The sequence below is a fragment of the Streptomyces sp. NPDC048172 genome (genome assembly GCF_043202595.1).
Lineage (GTDB): Bacteria > Actinomycetota > Actinomycetes > Streptomycetales > Streptomycetaceae > Streptomyces.
Genome location: NZ_JBIDAT010000002.1, coordinates 778,287 through 795,019 on the forward strand (window position 1 = coordinate 778,287; position 16,733 = coordinate 795,019).

Here is a 16,733-nt window from a genome sequence, read left to right on the forward strand (position 1 = left end):
CTTTCGCTTTATTCCGCGTTGTGCACGGTGCACGGAAGAGGAACGAGGGACCACATGACCGACCCGGTGACGCTGGACGGCGAGAGCCCGATAGGCGAGTTCGACGAGAAGCGGGCGGAGAACGCGGTGCGCGAGCTCCTGATCGCCGTGGGCGAGGACCCGGACCGGGAGGGCCTCCTGGAGACCCCCGCGCGCGTGGCGCGGGCGTACAAGGAGATATTCGCCGGACTGCGGCAGCAGCCCGAGGACGTGCTGACCACCACGTTCGACCTCGGGCACGACGAGATGGTGCTGGTCAAGGACATCGAGGTGTTCTCGACCTGCGAGCACCACCTGGTCCCCTTCCGCGGGGTCGCCCACGTCGGGTACATCCCCTCGGCCTCCGGGAAGATCACCGGCCTCTCGAAGCTGGCCCGCCTCGTGGACGTCTTCGCCCGCAGGCCCCAGGTCCAGGAGCGGCTGACGACCCAGGTGGCGGACTCCCTCATGCGGATACTGGAGCCGCGTGGCGTGATCGTCGTCATCGAGTGCGAGCACATGTGCATGTCGATGCGGGGCATCAGGAAGCCCGGCGCGAAGACCGTGACCTCGGCCGTGCGCGGCCAGCTGAGGGACGCGGCGACGCGCTCCGAGGCCATGAGCCTGATCCTCAGGTAGGGGCGCGGCGTGGGGGGATCGGTCAGAAGAGGGCGGGGGAAGGCCGCGGCGCCCTCGCTGCGGTACGCGCGCGAGCCCGGCCCCAGAGCGGGGAGCGGGGAGAAGAAGGGCCGGGACCGGAAGGACACGGTCTTCGGCTGCCTGATCTTCCTCGCCGTCGCGGCCGTCATCGTGCTGCTGGCCCTCACCGACATGTGGTGGGGCGAGGACACCTGGCGCTGGGCGGCGGACAGCTGGCCCGGCGGGGCCTACTCCTTCGCCGCCTTCCTCGGCGCGCTGCTGCCGTGCGCGGTGGCGCTCTTCGGGCTCGCGCTGGCCCGGGGCGGCCGGGGCGGCTGGAAGAAGAGCTGGCGCGAGCGTCCCGTACGGCCGCTGCTGGGCGGACTGGGCGCAGCTGGCTCCGCCGTGGTGCTCTTCGGGCTCACGGTGCTGATCTTCGACGCGCAGGACAACGGGCGCAGCCGCCGGGGCTCCGACGGGCCGCCGAGCTGGGTGTACGCGCACTTTCCGTGGCTGTGGGCGCTGGGGCTGGCGGTGACGCTCGTCGTCGGGGCCGTGCTGATCGCCGTAGCGGTCGCGGTGGGGTCGAAGAGGGACAGCGGCGCCGCTACGCCGTAGCCGCCGGGGGGTGGTCGTCGTCCTGGTCCTCCGGGAGGCGGCAGACGCGCTGCAGGAAGACCGCGGCCGCGATCACCGCGATGCCCGCGACGACGGCCAGGCCCGCGTAGAGCGCCTGGTCGCCGCGGGCAGGGACGTCGGAGCGCTCGGTGGCGAGAAAGAGCCCCGCACCCCCGTACATCCCCGAGACGAGGGCGGCGACCAGGGCGCTCGCCTGGCCGAAGAGCAGGGCGCGGGCCGCCATCATCGGGTCCACGCCCTTGGCTCCCGGCACCCGCTCGCGCTGGGCCTTGAGGCGGGAACGCAGGGAGAGCGCGGTGGCCAGCAGCACGGCGGCGATGGCGCCCAGCACGATGGGCGCCGCCACCGGGACGCTCGGGAGAGTGCCGAGCGAGTCCCAGAGCCGCGCGCCTGCCCAGGAGAGCACCCCGGCGACGGCGAAGACGCCCACCAGGATGCGGATGCGGAGTTCCTTCACTGCGTTCCCAACGCTCAGGCGGGCAGGCTGAGTTCCAGATCGGGGCGGGGAGTGACGCCCTCCCTGCCGAGGGAGGCCAGCAGCGCGTCGACGCTGCCGCGGCCCGGGACCTCCGCCGAGGGGTCGATGTCGTGCCACGGCACGAGCACGAAGGCCCGCTCGTGGGCGCGGGGGTGGGGGAGGGTGAGCTCGGGGTCGTCCGAGATCACGTCCTGGTAGGCGACGATGTCCACGTCGATGGGGCGGGGGCTCCAGCGCTCGTCCCGCACGCGCTCCAGGGCCTCCTCGATCGCGTGGCCGCGTTCGAGGAGGGAGCCGGGCGGCAGGGTCGTCTTCACGACCACCACCACGTTGAAGTACGAGGGCTGGGTGCCGGGGTCGACGCCCCACGGCTCGGTCTCGTAGACCGGAGAGATCGCCTTGACCCGCAGGCCCGGGGTGTCCGCGAGCGCGTCGACGGCGCTCTGGAGGGCTTCCAGCCGGTTTCCGAGGTTGCTCCCGAGAGAGAGCACGGCGCGTTTCGGGTTGTGCAGGGTGGCATCGGCCTCGTCCACCTTGCGCACCACGGAAGCGGGCACCGGCTGTACGGTCGGGTCACTGTTCGGCGTCATGCGCGGCTCCGCTTGATAGTGATGGTCACGTCTTCGAAAGGCACCGAGATCGGGGCGTCCGGTTTGTGGACGACCACCTCGACCTCGCGGACGGCCTCGTGCCGCAGACAGGTGTCGGCGATCCGCTGCGCGAGGGTCTCGATCAGGTCGACCGGCTCCCCCGCGACGACCGCGGCGACCTCCTCCGCCACGATGCCGTAGTGGACGGTCTTCGCGAGATCGTCGCCCTCGGCCGCCTCCCGCGTGTCCAGGCCCATGTCGAGGTCCACGACAAAGGTCTGACCCTCTTCGCGTTCCCATTCGAACACGCCGTGATGCCCCCGCGCTGTGAGGCCGCGCAGTGCGACACGGTCCACGCGAATCACTCCCGTTCCCGTCGGTCGTACGGACAAGGCGCGGCTGGGCACGCCAACGAATCGAATCTACCTGCGAGCGACAGCCGCCCCCGGCGAGGGGGCCAGCTCGCGGCGCCGCATACCCCACAGCGACCCCCGGCACTCACGCATTCCCCGGGGAGTGCCACGAATGAGGGAGGAGAGGGGGCCGGGGTTCACATCGTGATGTCGCCGTCGTCCGGGGAGGTGCCGTCCTCCTCGTCGTCCTCGCTCTCCACGAGCACGGGGGAGCCGTGGTGCGACCAGACCTTCCAGTCACCGTCCTCGGTGCGGCGGAAGACGTTCGTCGCGACGACGAGGCCGCCCACGAGCGGGCCCGCCGAGCCGTCCTCCTCCGCCGGGCCGCCGCTGAGGATGTTCTCGGTGCAGCTCACCAGCGCGGTGTCGCCCAGCACGGAGATCTCGACGTCGGTCAGGAAGAACTGGATGTACTCCGTGTTGGCCATGATCAGCGCGTACGAGCGCAGCACCTCGCCGCGGCCCGTGAGCACCGGCCAGCCCGGGTGGACGACGCTGATCTCGTCGTCCAGCCACAGCTCGGACAGCGCGTCGACGTCGCCCCGCTCGACCGCCTCGTACAGCGCGGTGTTGGCCGCCTCGACCGCCTCGATGTCGGTACGGGCCCCGCTCACGGGGCGGCCGCCTCGACCGCGCGGGCCACCCGCACGGCGTCCGCGCTCGCCCGCACCTCGTGGACGCGCACGGCCCAGGCGCCCTCACGCGCCGAGAGCGCGGAGACGGCGGCTGTCGCGGCGTCGCGCTCGCGGGCCGGGGGCGGCGTCGCGTTCTCCCGCTCCGCGGCCAGCACACGGCCCAGGAACCGCTTCCTGGAGGCCGCGACGAGCAGCGGGCGGTCCAGCTCGGCGCGGAGCCGGGAGAGCTGGGCGACGAGCCTCAGATCGTGCTCGGCGTTCTTCGCGAAGCCGAGCCCCGGGTCGACCACGACCCGCTCGGGGGCGATGCCGCCCTCGACGGCGCGGTCCACGCTCACCCGCAGCTCGTCGATGACCTCGGCGACGACGTCCTCGTAGACCGCGCGGTTGTTCATGTCGATGCTCTGGCCGCGCCAGTGCATCACGACGAACGGAACGCCCGTCGCGGCCACCGCCGGGACCATGCCGGGGTCGGCCTGACCCCCGCTCACATCGTTGACCAGCACCGCGCCGGCCGCGACCGCCTGCTCGGCGACCGAGGCACGCATGGTGTCGACGCTGACGACGACGCCCTCCTCGGCCAGCCCGCGCACGACGGGCAGCACGCGGCGCAGCTCCTCCGCCTCGTTCACACGCTTGGCCCCCGGGCGGGTGGACTCGCCGCCCACGTCGACCAGATCGGCGCCCTCGCCCACGAGATCGAGGCCGTGCTTGACCGCGGCCTGCGTGTCGAACCAGCGGCCGCCGTCGGAGAAGGAGTCGGGTGTGACGTTGACCACGCCCATGACGGCGCAGCGGTCCCACGAGGGGAGCCCGGTGACCTGGCCACGCGTTGCGTTCATGCGTCCAGCGTAGGCGGTGGGGGCCGGTCCGCGACCGGCCCCCGGAACCTCAGGCCGCGGGCGCCTGCGCGGGCACCCGCGCGGGCACCGGCAGCGGGCGGGTCTGCGCGGGCGCCGTCAGCGCCTCGGCGCCCTCCGGCACCGGCACGGCGGCGAAGATGCGGCCCTGTTCACGCTGGAGCTCCGCCTTGCGCGCGGGCGGCGTGCTGGGCAGCCGCTGCTCCTCGTAGATCTTGTGCGTCCGCTCCTGCGCGGACTTGCTGGCGGGGGTGTGGAACTGGATCTCGAACTTCTGGTCCCGCAGCGGGTCGCGCCAGGCCGAGTTGATCCCCTTGTAACGGTCCTTGCTGTCCCAGGTGTTGGACCAGCGGACGCTGTTGTACTGCCAGGCGGTCAGGTCGTGCGAGGCGCCCCGTACGCCCTTCGTGTACTTCTCGTCGTCCCAGACGAAGGTGTAGCGGACCGCGTCGTTGACCTGCTTCAGCGCCTGGTCGACGTTCGTCGGCGCGTGCTTCTCGTCGCCCTTCATGTACGTGGCGACCTTCCGCTTCAGCGAGTCCGGGGACTTCAGGCGCTGGCCGAAGCCGACCAGTTCGGCGCCGTTGCGGCGGGCCGCCTCCCGGATCTGGGTGCTGATCACGCGCTCGGCGCCGCGGGCGCGCTCCAGGTAGCGGTCCACCTGACGGTTCTCGACGGCGTCGAGGGAGAGCCCCTGGGAGTGCCAGCTCCCCGGCTCGTCGGCGGGGGCGATCGGCGGGGCCGCCGAGGGCGCGGGAACGGCGGGCGCCGCGCTTGCGGCCCAGGCGCCGCCGGTCTGGAGGGCGCCGAGGGCGAACGAGGCGGCGAGGAGAGTGCCGGCTAGGCGTGCGCCTGTGCGGCGGTGGCCGGGGGTGGGGGTGACGTTCATGGCGATTCCGTCCTGCTCATGAGTCGCCGCCCGCGCTTGCGCGGGCGACCTGCCGCGAGGCACAACGAGCCACCCCTCCTGAGGTCAGCCCCCCATTGCCCCGAGCGTGTCGGGCCCGTGCCGCACAACCCTTCTGGGCTTGCCCCTTCTCCCTCAGGGGCGCGGGCCTGTGCGGTTCGGGACTTCTGGGCTTGCCCCTTCTCCCTAGGGGCGCGGGGAACTGCGCGCCCAGCCCCGACGCGGCGGCAGCCCGCGAAGCACAGCCCGGGGCACCCCGGGCGCGGCCCTGTACGCGGGGCACCCGGCGCAGGGGGCTGCGCTTGCCAACCCTGCGCCTTGCGCAGACTTCCCAAGCTCAGCGGGAGGGAGAAGCGCAGACTTCCCAAGCTCAGCGGGAGGGAGAAGCGCAGACTTCCCAAGCTTCGCAGGGGGCGGAGGGAAGAGCAGACGTCAGGTGAGCCAGCGGTCTGGCAAGGCCGTGTGGCGGCTCGTTCGGGAGCGGGACGCTTGGGCGTGGACCAGGGCGTACGCCTCGTCGGCGGGGCGTTGGCGCGCCGACGTCGCGCCGTTCGCGCCATTGTCGACGGCGACGTCCGCGACGCCCATGCGGCGTTGCCACGGCCCCTGCTCCAGGCGGACGCTCTGGACCTTGGCGTGCGGGACGAGGACGGTCGAGCGGACGACGAGGCCCTTGCGGGTGACGAAGACCGAGTCGGTCACCCCGTGCCCGTAGCCCCGCCAGAAGAGCGGGACGCACCAGCGGGCGCGGCGTGGCGCGGGGGAGAGGGAGGCCAGGGCCGCGTCGAGGTCGGTGCCGGGCAGGACGCGGGCGAGGATGTCCGCCACGTCCTCCCACACCGCGACCGGCACCAGCACGCCGTCCTTCTCCTTGTCCGTGCCCGCGATCTCCAGCTCGACGCGGAGCCACCCGCGGCGCCGCCACAGCACGGGCTCGACGAGCCGTACGGCCTGTACCCGCCCCGGCGGCACCGTCGCGTGCTCGCGGTCGAGGAGACCGTGGTCGAGGCGGAGGCCGTCGGGGGATTCGGCGACCGTCCAGTCGTACTCGGAGACGAACTTGCCGAAGCCGCTCGCCCAGAATCCGCCCAGCAGCGGCAGCCCCGTGGCGAGCGCGGGCCACAGGCTGTCGGTGGCGAGGTAGATCAGGGGCGGTACGACCACGACGGCGGCCAGCGTGACCCAGCCGCTGGCGAGCAGCAGCAGGGCGGTGACCAGGGTGCGGGGCGGGACGCGCAGCAGTTCGCGGGCGGGGGCCTCGCCCGCCTCGGGGGCGGCGTCGGGGGCGATGCCCGCGGCGCGCGCGAGGAGTTCGGCGCGCAGGGCGACGGCCTCGCGCTCGCCGAGGAACGCCAGTTCGTCCTTGTCCTTGTCGGCGCCGACCACGTCGAGCTTCAGCTTGGCGACCCCGGCGACGCGGGCGAGCAGCGGCCGGGTGACGTCCACGGCCTGGATGCGGTCGAGCCGGATGTGCGCGGTGCGGCGGAAGAGCAGGCCGGTCTGGATGCGCAGCTCCGTTTCGGTGACCGCGTAGGCCGTGAACCACCAGGTCAGAAAGCCGTACGCGGCGGCGATCGGCAGCAGCGCGGCGAGCGCCAGCAGCAGCCAGCCCAGCGTGAGGTGGGAGGCCCAGTCGCGGGCTCGTTCGAAGTCGTGGACGGAGAACGCGAGCAGCGCCGCGAGAGGCGCCCAGGCGCGCCGCCACGGCGTGATGGGGTGCAGCCTGCGCCCCTCCGGACGGCGGGGCAGCCAGCGGGGTCCACGGGACGGGCCGGTCTCCGTACTTACGGTCTCCGTACTCACAGGCCCGCCGAGCGGGCCTCGCCCAGTTCGGTCAGCCGGTCGCGGAGCCGTTCGGCCTCCTCGGGGGCGAGCCCGGGGATCGAGGCATCGGTGGTCGCGGCGGCGGTGTGGAGCTGGAGCGTGGAGAGCCCGTACTTCCGCTCCAGGGGGCCCGAGGTGACCTCCACGAGCTGCATACGGCCGTACGGCACGACCGTCAGCTCGCGCCAGAGGACGCCGCGGGCGATGAGCAGGTCGTCGTCGCGCTCCGCGTACCGCCACGAGCGCCAGTTGCGGGCCAGCGCGCCCCAGCCCCAGGCGGCGAGCGCGAGCGGCAGTACGGCGAACGCGGCCCACGGCGGACCGGCGGTCAGCCAGAGCAGCGCGGCGAGCCCCAGCGCGAGCGGCAGCAGCCAGCAGAGCAGCACGAGCCGCCGCATGGGCAGCAGGGCGCGCTCGACGCCGCGCCAGGCCGTGGTGTCCGGCCGGGCGCCTGGGGATGTCGACATACTGCCAGCGTAAGAGTGGTTGTGACCGTCTGTATCCACCTGGAGAAGGAAGCTGACAGACTGAGGTTCATGACGCAGACGGAGACGACCGTTGGTATTGGCGGTGCGGCCGAGAGCACCGACATGGTGCTGAACATCGGACCGCAGCATCCGTCCACGCATGGCGTGCTGCGGCTGAAGCTCGTCCTGGACGGCGAGCGCATCGGCGCCGCCGAGCCGGTGGTCGGCTATATGCACCGGGGCGCGGAGAAGCTGTTCGAGGCCCGTGACTACCGCCAGATCATCGTGCTCGCCAACCGGCACGACTGGCTGTCGGCCTTCTCCAACGAGCTGGGCGTGGTCCTCGCCGTCGAGCGCATGCTCGGCATGGAGGTGCCGGAGCGCGCGGTGTGGCTGCGCACGCTGCTGGCCGAGCTGAACCGGGTGCTCAACCACCTGATGTTCCTCGGCTCCTATCCGCTGGAGCTGGGCGGGATCACGCCGATCTTCTACTCGTTCCGCGAGCGCGAGGACCTCCAGGCCGTGCTGGAGGAGGTCTCCGGCGGCCGGATGCACTACATGTTCAACCGCGTCGGCGGCCTCAAGGAGGACCTGCCCGCCGGGTGGACGCAGCGGGCGCGGAGCGCGGTCGCGGCGGCGCGGAGCCGGATGGACGTCTTCGACGACCTGGTGCTCGGCAACGAGATCTTCCGCGGCCGTACGCGCGACGTGGGCGTCCTCAGCCCCGAGCTGGTGCACGCGTACGGGGTGAGCGGGCCCCTCGCCCGCGCCTCCGGCGTCGACTTCGACCTGCGCCGCGACGAGCCGTACCTGGCGTACGGGGACCCGGCGCTGCGGGACACCCTCAAGGTCGTCACGCGCGAGGAGGGCGACTGCCTCGCGCGGTTCGAGGTGCTGCTCGGCCAGGTGCACAACTCCCTGGACCTCGCCGACGCCTGCCTGGACCGGCTCGCCGAGCTGCCGCCCGGGCCCGTCAACCAGCGGCTGCCGAAGGTGCTGAAGGCCCCGGAGGGCGCGACGTACGCCTGGACGGAGAACCCGCTCGGGCTCAACGGGTACTACCTGGTCTCCAAGGGCGAGAAGACGCCCTACCGGCTGAAGCTGCGCTCCGCTTCGTACAACAACATCCAGGCGCTGACGCGGCTGCTGCCCGGGACGCTAGTTGCGGACATGGTCGCGATCCTCGGCTCGTTCTTCTTCGTCGTCGGCGACATCGACAAGTAGCGTCGCGTCCTCGTCCTTCTTCTCGTCCTTCTCCTCGGGCTCCGGCTCCGGCTCCGGCTCCGGAGGAGGAGTCGGCTCCGGTTCCTCCCCCTGGGCGGGGAGGCCGAGGCCGAAGAAGTCGAAGCTGCTGGTGTCCGCGTTGCTGCCGTCCGGCTCCAGGGGCGGGGGCACCACCGGGGTGGCGCGGACGGTGCGGGCCTTGCGGTGGGCGCGCTGGCGGTCGGCGTTGCGCGCGAGGTGGTTGAGCGCCTCGTTCGCCTGGAGGTACGTCAGCGGGGTCGGGGCGCCGGAGCTGAGCCGGTGGTCGGTCGCGGAGACGGTGAGCGCCTTCGCGGGCTCGGCGGCCTCCAGCTCCAGCTGGCGGCGGCCCTCCAGGGCGCTGGCGCGCTCGGTCTCCGCGTTCGCGTAGCGGCGCAGCAGGTCGGCGTGCTCGGAGCGCAGCCGGGCCAGCTCGGCGCGCTTGTCGCGCACCTTGCTCTCCAGCTTGGTGCGGCGCTCGCGCAGGTCCTCGTTCTCGTCCTCCAGCTCGGCCTGGCGCTCCTCGGCCCGCCACGCGGTGCTCGCCTGCTGGGCCTTGAGGTCGCCGACGCGGCGGCCGGCCGCGCGGTCCCACCGGCGCAGGAGGACCGCGCCGGTGACGGCGGCGGCAGCGGCGGCGGCGGAGAGGCCGCGGAGCACCACGGTCTCCACGTCCCCGACGCCCGCCTCGCCGACCAGCCAGGAGCCACCCGCGCAGGCCAGCGCCGTCGCCGCGACCGCGACCGGGGAGAGCAGCCGGTGCAGGGGCGGTGAATGGCGATGACGTCCACGTGGCATGGCCTGGAATTTACCGTGTGTCGTTCCGCTCCCGACACCGGGCATTGCGCTTTGTTACCGCCTCACAACTCGGCGCCCGGCTCACAGGCCCTTGCTGTCGAGGTATTCCTTCGCCACGTCCCCGGGCTTCTCACGGTCCTTGTCGACCTTGCGGTTGAGGTCGGTGAGGTCCTTCGTGGTGAGGGTGCTCGTCAGCTTGTTCAGGGCGGTGGCGGCGGCCTTGTTCTTGGAACCGGCGGCGTCCTCGGTGTTGAGGACGGGGACGATGTTGTCGGCGTTCTGGAGCTTCTTGTCGTCCTTGAGCAGCACCAGGTCGAACTGGTCCAGTGTGGCGTCCGTGGTCGTCGTCAGCACGAGCTGGTCCTTGCCGTCCTTGACGGCCTGCTTGGACTGCACGGTGCCGACGCCCTTGGGGTCGATTCCGGCCACCTTGATCCCGTAGGTCTTCTCCAGGCCCGGCTTGCAGAACGGCCGGGTCTCGCACTCGTCGCCCGCCGCGACGGTCACCTTCTCCTTGGACTCGCCCAGGTCCGAGAGGGTCTTGAGCTTGTGCTCGTCGGCGTACGACTTCGAGACCGCGAACGCGTTCTGGTCCACCGCGTCGCCCGCGGGGAGCACCGTGAGGCCGCGCGGCCCGGCGAGCTTCTTCAGCGCGGCGACCGTCTTGTCGCGGTCGCTGGAGGCGACGGGCTTCGCCTTGGGGCCGTTCTCCTTGGCGTTGAGGAACTCGGCCATCGTCGCCGCGTACTCCGGTACGACGTCGATGCGGCCCTTCTCCAGCTCGGGGGCGTACAGCTCGCGGTTCTTGACCTTCTTCACGGTCGTGTCGTACCCGGCGCCGGAGAGGACCCCGGAGTAGAGCTCGGCGAGTATCTGGGACTCGGTGAACCCGGCGGAGCCGACGACGAGCTGGCCCTTCCCCTTGCCGCCTCCGCCGTCCTTGCCGCCCTCGTCCTCCAGGTCGTCGCCGCAGGCGCCGAGGGAGAGGACGAGCGCGGCGACGGCACCGGTGGCGGCGAGGGAGCGGGGGAACGTGTGCATGGGGATCACCAGTTTCGAGGGGTTCGCGGAAGTTCAGGGGCGTTCGGGGGCGTTCGGGGGGAAGAGCTCAGGAGACCTTCAGGCCGGGTGCCGCGGGGGCCGCGGCGTCCGTGCGGTGCCGTCGGCGCATCGGGTCGAGCAGCTTCTCCGTCAGCGTCAGCAGCCGTTCGACCAGCAGTGCCAGCAGCGCGACGAGCACGGCGCCCGAGACGACCTGCGGCGTGTCGCGGTTGCCGAACCCGGCGGTGATGAGGCGGCCGAGGCCGCCGCCGCCCGGGAGTGCGGCGAGCGTCGCGGTGGCGACGAGCTGGACGGCGGCCGTCTGCACGCCGGTCATGATCAGCGGGACGGCGAGGGGCAGTTCGACCTGGCGCAGGAGCTGCCAGTGGGTCATCCCCATGCCGCGCGCCGCCTCCACCACCTCCCGGTCGGCCTCGCGTACGCCCGTGTACGCGTTGGTCAGCAGCGGGGGCAGCGCGAACAGCACCAGCGCCACGATCGTGGCCCAGTCGCCGTGCCTGCCGAGCGGGCCCATGCTGAGCAGGACCAGCACGGCGAACGTGGGGATCGCGCGGCCCGCGTTCGAGAGGTTGACCGCCAGCGCGCCGCCCTTCCCCAGGTGCCCGAGCCAGAGCGCGAGCGGCAGCGCGAGGGCGCAGGAGAGGGCGAGGCAGACGACGGTCAGGTACGCGTGCTCGCCGAGCCGTTCGAGCACGCCGCCCTCGTCCGTCCAGTGCGCGCCGGTCGTCAGCCAGGCCCACACGTCCGCGAAGATGCCCATGGGGCGCTCACCCGGCCTTTCGCGCGTTACTAGCGGTACTACGGGTACGGGTACGGGCACCGGTACGGGTCCAGGGCGTCAGCGCCCGTTGCAGCGCCAGCAGCAGGAGGTCGGCCGTGACGGCGAGCAGCACGCACAGCACCGAGGCCGTCAGCACCTGGGCCTTGAAGTAGTTCTCCATGGACTCGTAGATGAGGTTGCCGAGGCCGCCGTAGCCGACGATCGCGCCGACCGTCGTCAGCGACACCGCCGAGACGGTCGCGATCCGTACGCCCGCGAACAGCGCGGGCAGCGCGAGGGGCAGTTCGACCTCGAACAGCAGCCGCACGGGCCCGTATCCCATCCCGCGCGCGGCCTCCGTGGCCTCGGCGGGGACGGCTTCGAGCCCGGCGAGGATGTTCCGCACGAGGACCGTCAGCGAGTACAGCACCAGGCCCGTCACCACGACGCCGGCCGACAGGCCGAAGACCGGCAGCAGCAGCGCGAACATGGCGAGCGACGGGACGGTGTAGAGCACCGTGGTGAGCCCGAGCGCGGGGCCGCGCGCGAACCGCCAGTGACGTGCGGCGAGGGCGATCGGCAGCGCCAGGAGCAGCGCGAGGGCGATCGAGGCCGCCGTGATCCAGATGTGCTCCACGGTCGCGTCCACCAGCTCGCTCTGGCGGGTGCGCAGATACTCGCCGCACAGCCAGTCGTTCGCCGCGAGGCAGTTGTCACTCACGCCGCTCACCCCATTCCCCCGTCTCGACCGGCGACCCTACCCATGGCGGTCTCGTTAACGCGTGCGATTTACGCTGCGGTTCACAGGGAATTCGCGTCAGACTGCTCACAGTGTGAAGTGCGCGACGAGGGACGGGGAACGGGGCAGGCAATGATCCGCTTTGAGAACGTGACGAAGCGCTACCCGGGCGGGGCGCTCGCCGTCGAGGGCCTCTCCTTCGAGGTGTCCGAGGGCGAACTGCTCACGCTGGTCGGCCCGTCGGGCTGCGGCAAGACGACGACGCTGAAGATGGTCAACCGGCTCGTGGAGCCGACCTCGGGCCGGATATCCGTCGACGGCCAGGACATCTCCGGCGTCGAACCCGTCGACCTGCGGCTGCGCATCGGCTACGTGATCCAGCAGGCGGGCCTCTTCCCGCACCGCACCGTCCTCGACAACACGGCCACCGTCCCGCACCTGCTCGGCTGGCCCAAGGCCAAGCGGCGCGAGCGCGCCCGCGAGCTGCTCGACATGGTCGGCCTCGACCCGTCCGTCTACGGCGACCGCTACCCCGACCAGCTCAGCGGCGGCCAGCGGCAACGCGTCGGCGTGGCCCGCGCGCTGGCCGCCGACCCGCCCGTGCTGCTCATGGACGAGCCCTTCGGCGCCGTCGACCCGGTCGTGCGCGAGCGGCTCCAGACGGAGTTCCTGCGGCTGCACTCGACGCTGGGCAAGACCGTGCTCTTCGTCACGCACGACATCGAGGAGGCCGTCCGCCTCGGCGGCCGCATGGCCGTCTTCGGCGAGGGCCACATCGAACAGCTCGACTCGCCCGCGCAGATCCTCGGCGCCCCCGCCACCCCGTACGTCGCGGACTTCGTCGGCGCCGACCGCGGCCTCAAGCGGCTCTCCGTCACGCCCGTCGAACGCGGCGACCTGGAGCAGCCGCCGGTCGTGCACCTGGACGACCGCGTCGACAAGGCAGCCGCGCGCATGCGCAGCGAGGACGCGCGCTGGGCGGTCGTCCTCGACGACGCGGAGGAGCTGCACGGCTGGATCTCCGCGCAGACGGTGACCGAGGTCCTGGAGGGCGACACGCCGCCCGAGGCCCCGACCGTACGGGCGTACGCACGCCGCATGGAGGCCTGGCTCCGCCTCGGCTCGCCCCTCAAGCACGCCTTCAGCACGATGCTCCAGCACGACGCCGGGTGGATAGCGGTCCTGGACGACGCCGACCGCTTCACGGGCGTCCTGACCCCCGCCAGCCTCCACGAGGCCCTCCGCCGCTCGATCGACGCGGACGGCCGCCAGGTGCCGAGGGACGGCGTGGAGGTGGAGACGGTGACGGGCGCGTAGCTCTTTCAGACGCGTGCGTCGGGATCCACGGCGAGCAGGACCTCGCTGAGCGAGCGCACGATGTGCTCGGCCCCCGCCTCGCGCAACTCCCCGTACTTGTCCTTGTGCGGCCTCTCCGGCGCGTACCCGATGAACCGCACCCCCGCGGCCCGCGCCGCCTCCAGATCCCGCGGCGCGTCCCCGATCATGACCGCGTCCCCCGCCGAGGCCCCGGTCGACTCCAACGCCCGCTCCAGACACCAGGGATCAGGCTTCACCCGCAGCACCCCCTCGGGCGTACGACCGTGTATGTGCCCGTCGAACAGCTCCCGCAGGCCCCGGGTGCCGAGATAGCACTCGACGGCCGCCTGCGAGTTGTTGGTCGCGACGGCCAGGGTGCGACCGGTGGCGTGCAAGGTGCGGATGAGCCGGTCGGCGTAGGCGGTGGGCAGGGCGCTGGGCGCGGTGGCCAGCTCCTCCCGGGTGAGCGCCGCCTCCAGGGCGCGGGCGGTGCCGTCGTCCACCAGACGCGGGGAGCGGAAGACGAGCGGCAGGTAATCCTGGGGGTCCGGGGAGCGGGGGAGCTCCGCCTGGGGGAATTCGTCGCGCAGCCGTCCGGCGATGTCGGATGCGGGCCGCAGCCTGAACAGGTGGCAGACGGGGCCGTCGAAGTCGAACAGCACGCACTTCGCCGACTCGATGAGCTCGTGCATCGCGGTGGTCCTTCGGTTCGGTGACGCCCCCACTATCTACGCGGGGGAACCCCGGAGTACAGCGCTGAACGGCCCATAGGCGTACTCCACTTCGGCAGGTGTGGGGACCTCGGTCAGCCGGAGGTCGTGCCGTGCCCGCCACAGCGCCTGATGGACGGCCTTCGCGGAGGCGCCGAGCTGTTCCGTACGCCGTTCGGAAGGCGGGAGCGACTGGAGCATCCTGACGTGCCGTACGACGTCGGTGTAGACGGACTGGATCCGCTTGTACGCGCGGTAGCGCGGCAGGTCCGTCTCCAGTCCCGCGACGGCCTCCGGAAGTTCGGCCGAGACGGCGGCGCGCCAGGCCTCGACGACGGCGGGCTCCTGGTCGGCCGGGTATTCCATGAGGTGGAGGTGCGTGGCCAGGTCGTACAGGGGATCGCCGAGCATGGCGAGCTCCCAGTCGATGGTCCACAGCTGGAGCGACTCGCCCACGATGAAGTTCGCCCGGTGCAGATCGCCGTGGAGCAGGCAGAAGGGGCGGCGGGTGAGGCGGCCCGCCTCGGAGTCCAGCCGCGTGCCGCGCCGCAGCACGTCCTTCGTCAGCCCCAGCTGCCGGAAGAGCCCGCCGAACTCGTCGGCGTGCGGCAGGAAGCTCTTCTCGTGGGTGAAGCGGAGGAGGGTCCGGAGGAAACCCTCACTGTTCCCGTCCTCCGGGCGGTCCTTCTCCTTGCACAGCCGCGGGGCCGGGAATCCCCAGGGCCGGATGGCGGCGAGCTTCCGGAACACGGCCATGATCTGGCCGAGATGGACGAGCGGGACCCTGTGGCCCCGCGGGTGGAGCAGGTTCAGCGGCGTCCCCTCGATGAAGCCGTGGATGAGCGGGCCGTCGGGCGCGAGCCGGTGCACCGGCGGAATGCGCGGGACGTCCCGCTTCGCCAGCTCCACCAGCAGCAGGTCCTCGGACGCGAAGCACCGTCTGTCGTACCAGAGGACGTCCTCGCGCGGCTCGCCCACCTTCAGCCTCCCTTTGCCGGGGAAGTCCGGGCCCGGCCGTACGACGTACCACTCGCGGTGATAGCCCTGGAGGGGGCCGTCCACCCTGCCGATGTCGGTGGCCTTCTGCAACGTGGTGGAGGACATCGGCGGGACCTCGGATGGCGGTCGGCGGTCGGAGTGGGTGGAACAGTAGCGGTGCGGTGCTTCGTGCCCCTCGCGGGTGGCTCGGCTGTCACCCGAAGGGAGGCGCGGGCCGGGCGGTCAGCCGAGCGGGAGGGGCTCGGCGATGGTGTTCCAGAGGGAGTCGAAGAAGAGCTTCGACTCCCTCACGTAGGCCGCCTCGTGCACGTCCCTGCTGTCCTGGCCCGCCGAGGAGCGGAAGAGCTTGGCAGTGAGGCCCAGCAGATCGTAGAACTCCAGCGGGTCGCCCTGGAATTCCGCCGAGTTCTCGGTGATCGCGTAGAAACCGGACAGGGCCTCGTCCCCGTTGAGGACGTAGAGCTTGGTCATCGGCGTGATGCGGACGGTGCGGATCGAGGTGCTGACCTCGATCCCGTAGCGCTCCAGGGACCGGAGCGTGCGCGTGACGGCCTGCACGTACGTGCGCTGGATGTCGTGCAGGCGCTGCAGCGGGCGGGAGTCCTCCGCGTCGGGGTCGTCCTTCAGCCGGGGGAGCGCCAGCCGTGCCTCGAAGCTGGGGACCAGCATCCGGGTGGTGACGGACCTCGGGGTCGCCGTGCCCGCCGTGACGTCGCGCAGGGGCCACGCCAGGGCGTTGTTGAAGGTCTCCGTGGTGAGCGAGAAGGAGTCGATGGTGACGTGCTCGGCCTGAAATGCCTCATGGAGACGCTCGGTCAGCTCGACTCCGGCTATGCGGGGCGCCTCCGGGGCGGCCTCGGGCGCGGCCACTGTCGGTGACGCGCCGCGGCCGACCGAGTCGAGGAGGCCCTCCTGGGCGAGGGCACCCAGTGCCTCGCGGACCGTGCTGCGGCCGACGCCGAACTCCGCCTCCAGCTCCCGCTGGGTCGGCAGCCGCGTGCCCGGGGCGAAGTCACCGCTCCGGATCCGCTCACGGAGGGTGTCGGCGACCAGGTCACGAGGTCGCTTGCGCTGTGTGCCCGCCCTCTTCTTGCTCACGCCAAGACCCTACAACTTCAGGCCAGCAAGTGGGAGTTGTTCGCCAAGTGTTTTTAGGTGGTGACCAACTGGGCATGTAGACAGCGAGGTTGGTGACCAACTCAACAAGGTGGCAGACAAGTTCGCCAACTGCCGCTTCGGCTCGGACCGTCCCGCGCATTCCCGAGCCCCCGCCCGTCCAATGGCGTATGGGCCGCTGTCCCCCATCCCTCCGCACAGCCCGTCGTTCCGTGTCTCCGAAGGAGGGACCACCATGCCTGTTGTCGCGCTCGTCATCGCCGGAGCCATCGTCGCGTTCGAGCAGTTGGTGCAGCTCCAGTTCGGCGTCATGGGGCTCATCGGCTTTCTCTTCCTGACCATCGGCGTGAAGGCCAAGCACTCGGGATGCAGCGCCGTCGGCGCGATCGTCCTGGCCACGCTGCTGCTTCAGACATGAGGGGCCAGTGAGAGCCCGTGCACCCGTTCTGCGGTGATCATGCCGCCTCCCCCTCCCTTCTACCCACGCCTCGGGGGAGGCGGCTTGAGCATGCGCAGAGCA

Annotated in this window: 20 protein-coding genes; 5 read left to right on the plus strand and 15 right to left on the minus strand. The window is 71.8% G+C overall.

Annotated features, from left to right (window positions below; all coding sequences use genetic code 11):
* Positions 1-54: 54 nt before the first annotated feature.
* Both folE and ACGF3A_RS12145 read left to right on the plus strand, forming a co-directional pair.
* Complete coding sequence (gene folE, locus ACGF3A_RS12140) at positions 55-657, plus strand: GTP cyclohydrolase I FolE (RefSeq protein ID WP_393728527.1); 603 nt, start codon at positions 55-57, stop codon at positions 655-657.
* A gap of 9 nt (positions 658-666) precedes the next feature.
* Positions 667-1,275, plus strand: a complete 609-nt coding sequence (locus tag ACGF3A_RS12145) for a hypothetical protein (RefSeq protein ID WP_393728529.1) — start codon at positions 667-669, stop codon at positions 1,273-1,275.
* Here ACGF3A_RS12145 and ACGF3A_RS12150 read toward each other — a convergent pair.
* The 8 genes from ACGF3A_RS12150 to ACGF3A_RS12185 form a co-directional block, all read right to left on the minus strand.
* Positions 1,265-1,753 carry a DUF3180 domain-containing protein gene (locus tag ACGF3A_RS12150; protein WP_393728531.1) on the minus strand — a complete coding sequence of 163 codons (489 nt, stop codon included), beginning with the start codon at positions 1,751-1,753 and terminating at the stop codon, positions 1,265-1,267. The genes ACGF3A_RS12145 and ACGF3A_RS12150 overlap by 11 nt on opposite strands.
* A gap of 14 nt (positions 1,754-1,767) precedes the next feature.
* Positions 1,768-2,364 (minus strand): 2-amino-4-hydroxy-6-hydroxymethyldihydropteridine diphosphokinase, encoded by a 597-nt coding sequence (gene folK, locus ACGF3A_RS12155; RefSeq protein WP_393728532.1) that lies wholly within the window; start codon positions 2,362-2,364, stop codon positions 1,768-1,770.
* Complete coding sequence (gene folB, locus ACGF3A_RS12160) at positions 2,361-2,720, minus strand: dihydroneopterin aldolase (RefSeq protein WP_344523625.1); 360 nt, start codon at positions 2,718-2,720, stop codon at positions 2,361-2,363. Before folB ends, folK begins: the two co-directional genes overlap by 4 nt.
* A gap of 194 nt (positions 2,721-2,914) precedes the next feature.
* Entirely contained in the window at positions 2,915-3,391 is a 477-nt protein-coding gene (locus ACGF3A_RS12165; RefSeq protein ID WP_393728534.1) for a nuclear transport factor 2 family protein, read from the minus strand.
* Entirely contained in the window at positions 3,388-4,254 is an 867-nt protein-coding gene (gene folP, locus ACGF3A_RS12170) for a dihydropteroate synthase (protein ID WP_393728536.1), read from the minus strand. The genes ACGF3A_RS12165 and folP overlap by 4 nt, the downstream gene beginning before the upstream one ends.
* Before the next feature lie 49 nt (positions 4,255-4,303).
* Positions 4,304-5,161, minus strand: a complete 858-nt coding sequence (locus tag ACGF3A_RS12175) for an ATP nucleotide 3'-pyrophosphokinase (RefSeq protein WP_393728538.1) — start codon at positions 5,159-5,161, stop codon at positions 4,304-4,306.
* Positions 5,162-5,611: 450 nt separating this feature from the next.
* Positions 5,612-6,928: a PH domain-containing protein gene (locus tag ACGF3A_RS12180; protein ID WP_393729107.1), complete on the minus strand. Its 1,317-nt coding sequence runs from the start codon at positions 6,926-6,928 to the stop codon at positions 5,612-5,614.
* Positions 6,929-6,978: 50 nt separating this feature from the next.
* Complete coding sequence (locus ACGF3A_RS12185; RefSeq protein ID WP_393728540.1) at positions 6,979-7,470, minus strand: PH domain-containing protein; 492 nt, start codon at positions 7,468-7,470, stop codon at positions 6,979-6,981.
* 69 nt (positions 7,471-7,539) lie between these two features.
* Between ACGF3A_RS12185 and ACGF3A_RS12190 the strand changes: the two genes are divergently transcribed.
* Complete coding sequence (locus ACGF3A_RS12190; protein WP_393728541.1) at positions 7,540-8,694, plus strand: NADH-quinone oxidoreductase subunit D; 1,155 nt, start codon at positions 7,540-7,542, stop codon at positions 8,692-8,694.
* Here ACGF3A_RS12190 and ACGF3A_RS12195 read toward each other — a convergent pair.
* From ACGF3A_RS12195 to ACGF3A_RS12210, 4 genes are all read right to left on the minus strand, one after another.
* Positions 8,629-9,510 carry a hypothetical protein gene (locus tag ACGF3A_RS12195; RefSeq protein ID WP_393728543.1) on the minus strand — a complete coding sequence of 294 codons (882 nt, stop codon included), beginning with the start codon at positions 9,508-9,510 and terminating at the stop codon, positions 8,629-8,631. The genes ACGF3A_RS12190 and ACGF3A_RS12195 overlap by 66 nt on opposite strands.
* 81 nt (positions 9,511-9,591) lie before the next feature.
* Entirely contained in the window at positions 9,592-10,551 is a 960-nt protein-coding gene (locus ACGF3A_RS12200; protein WP_393728544.1) for an ABC transporter substrate-binding protein, read from the minus strand.
* Positions 10,552-10,618: 67 nt separating this feature from the next.
* Positions 10,619-11,332 carry an ABC transporter permease gene (locus ACGF3A_RS12205; protein ID WP_393728546.1) on the minus strand — a complete coding sequence of 238 codons (714 nt, stop codon included), beginning with the start codon at positions 11,330-11,332 and terminating at the stop codon, positions 10,619-10,621.
* A gap of 7 nt (positions 11,333-11,339) precedes the next feature.
* Positions 11,340-12,062 carry an ABC transporter permease gene (locus ACGF3A_RS12210; protein WP_393728548.1) on the minus strand — a complete coding sequence of 241 codons (723 nt, stop codon included), beginning with the start codon at positions 12,060-12,062 and terminating at the stop codon, positions 11,340-11,342.
* A gap of 141 nt (positions 12,063-12,203) precedes the next feature.
* Here ACGF3A_RS12210 and ACGF3A_RS12215 point away from each other — a divergent pair, with 141 nt between their 5' ends.
* Positions 12,204-13,388 carry a betaine/proline/choline family ABC transporter ATP-binding protein gene (locus tag ACGF3A_RS12215; protein ID WP_393728550.1) on the plus strand — a complete coding sequence of 395 codons (1,185 nt, stop codon included), beginning with the start codon at positions 12,204-12,206 and terminating at the stop codon, positions 13,386-13,388.
* A 5-nt stretch (positions 13,389-13,393) separates the two neighbouring features.
* Here ACGF3A_RS12215 and ACGF3A_RS12220 read toward each other — a convergent pair whose 3' ends face one another.
* From ACGF3A_RS12220 to ACGF3A_RS12230, 3 genes are all read right to left on the minus strand, one after another.
* Positions 13,394-14,080, minus strand: a complete 687-nt coding sequence (locus ACGF3A_RS12220; RefSeq protein WP_393728552.1) for an HAD family hydrolase — start codon at positions 14,078-14,080, stop codon at positions 13,394-13,396.
* A 36-nt stretch (positions 14,081-14,116) separates the two neighbouring features.
* Positions 14,117-15,202 (minus strand): phosphotransferase family protein, encoded by a 1,086-nt coding sequence (locus tag ACGF3A_RS12225; RefSeq protein ID WP_393728554.1) that lies wholly within the window; start codon positions 15,200-15,202, stop codon positions 14,117-14,119.
* Between the two features lie 117 nt (positions 15,203-15,319).
* The gene (locus ACGF3A_RS12230; RefSeq protein ID WP_393728556.1) at positions 15,320-16,195 is read right to left on the minus strand and encodes a FadR/GntR family transcriptional regulator; all 876 of its coding nucleotides are present in this window, start codon (positions 16,193-16,195) and stop codon (positions 15,320-15,322) included.
* 253 nt (positions 16,196-16,448) lie between these two features.
* On the opposite strand from ACGF3A_RS12230, the gene ACGF3A_RS12235 reads away from it, so the two are divergent.
* Positions 16,449-16,631 (plus strand): hypothetical protein, encoded by a 183-nt coding sequence (locus ACGF3A_RS12235; protein ID WP_393728558.1) that lies wholly within the window; start codon positions 16,449-16,451, stop codon positions 16,629-16,631.
* Positions 16,632-16,733 lie beyond the last annotated feature (102 nt).

What these genes read in the sequence shown, in the direction of transcription:
- ACGF3A_RS12235 (WP_393728558.1), top strand. Translation starts at nt 16,449, where the DNA reads ATGCCTGTTGTCGCGCTCGTCATCGCCGGAGCCATCGTCGCGTTCGAG.
- ACGF3A_RS12215 (WP_393728550.1), top strand. Translation starts at nt 12,204, where the DNA reads ATGATCCGCTTTGAGAACGTGACGAAGCGCTACCCGGGCGGGGCGCTC.
- ACGF3A_RS12220 (WP_393728552.1), bottom strand. Translation starts at nt 14,080, where the DNA reads ATGCACGAGCTCATCGAGTCGGCGAAGTGCGTGCTGTTCGACTTCGAC.
- ACGF3A_RS12185 (WP_393728540.1), bottom strand. Translation starts at nt 7,470, where the DNA reads ATGTCGACATCCCCAGGCGCCCGGCCGGACACCACGGCCTGGCGCGGC.
- ACGF3A_RS12175 (WP_393728538.1), bottom strand. Translation starts at nt 5,161, where the DNA reads ATGAACGTCACCCCCACCCCCGGCCACCGCCGCACAGGCGCACGCCTA.
- ACGF3A_RS12200 (WP_393728544.1), bottom strand. Translation starts at nt 10,551, where the DNA reads ATGCACACGTTCCCCCGCTCCCTCGCCGCCACCGGTGCCGTCGCCGCG.
- folE (WP_393728527.1), top strand. Translation starts at nt 55, where the DNA reads ATGACCGACCCGGTGACGCTGGACGGCGAGAGCCCGATAGGCGAGTTC.
- ACGF3A_RS12205 (WP_393728546.1), bottom strand. Translation starts at nt 11,332, where the DNA reads ATGGGCATCTTCGCGGACGTGTGGGCCTGGCTGACGACCGGCGCGCAC.
- ACGF3A_RS12195 (WP_393728543.1), bottom strand. Translation starts at nt 9,510, where the DNA reads ATGCCACGTGGACGTCATCGCCATTCACCGCCCCTGCACCGGCTGCTC.
- folP (WP_393728536.1), bottom strand. Translation starts at nt 4,254, where the DNA reads ATGAACGCAACGCGTGGCCAGGTCACCGGGCTCCCCTCGTGGGACCGC.
- ACGF3A_RS12190 (WP_393728541.1), top strand. Translation starts at nt 7,540, where the DNA reads ATGACGCAGACGGAGACGACCGTTGGTATTGGCGGTGCGGCCGAGAGC.
- folK (WP_393728532.1), bottom strand. Translation starts at nt 2,364, where the DNA reads ATGACGCCGAACAGTGACCCGACCGTACAGCCGGTGCCCGCTTCCGTG.
- ACGF3A_RS12225 (WP_393728554.1), bottom strand. Translation starts at nt 15,202, where the DNA reads ATGTCCTCCACCACGTTGCAGAAGGCCACCGACATCGGCAGGGTGGAC.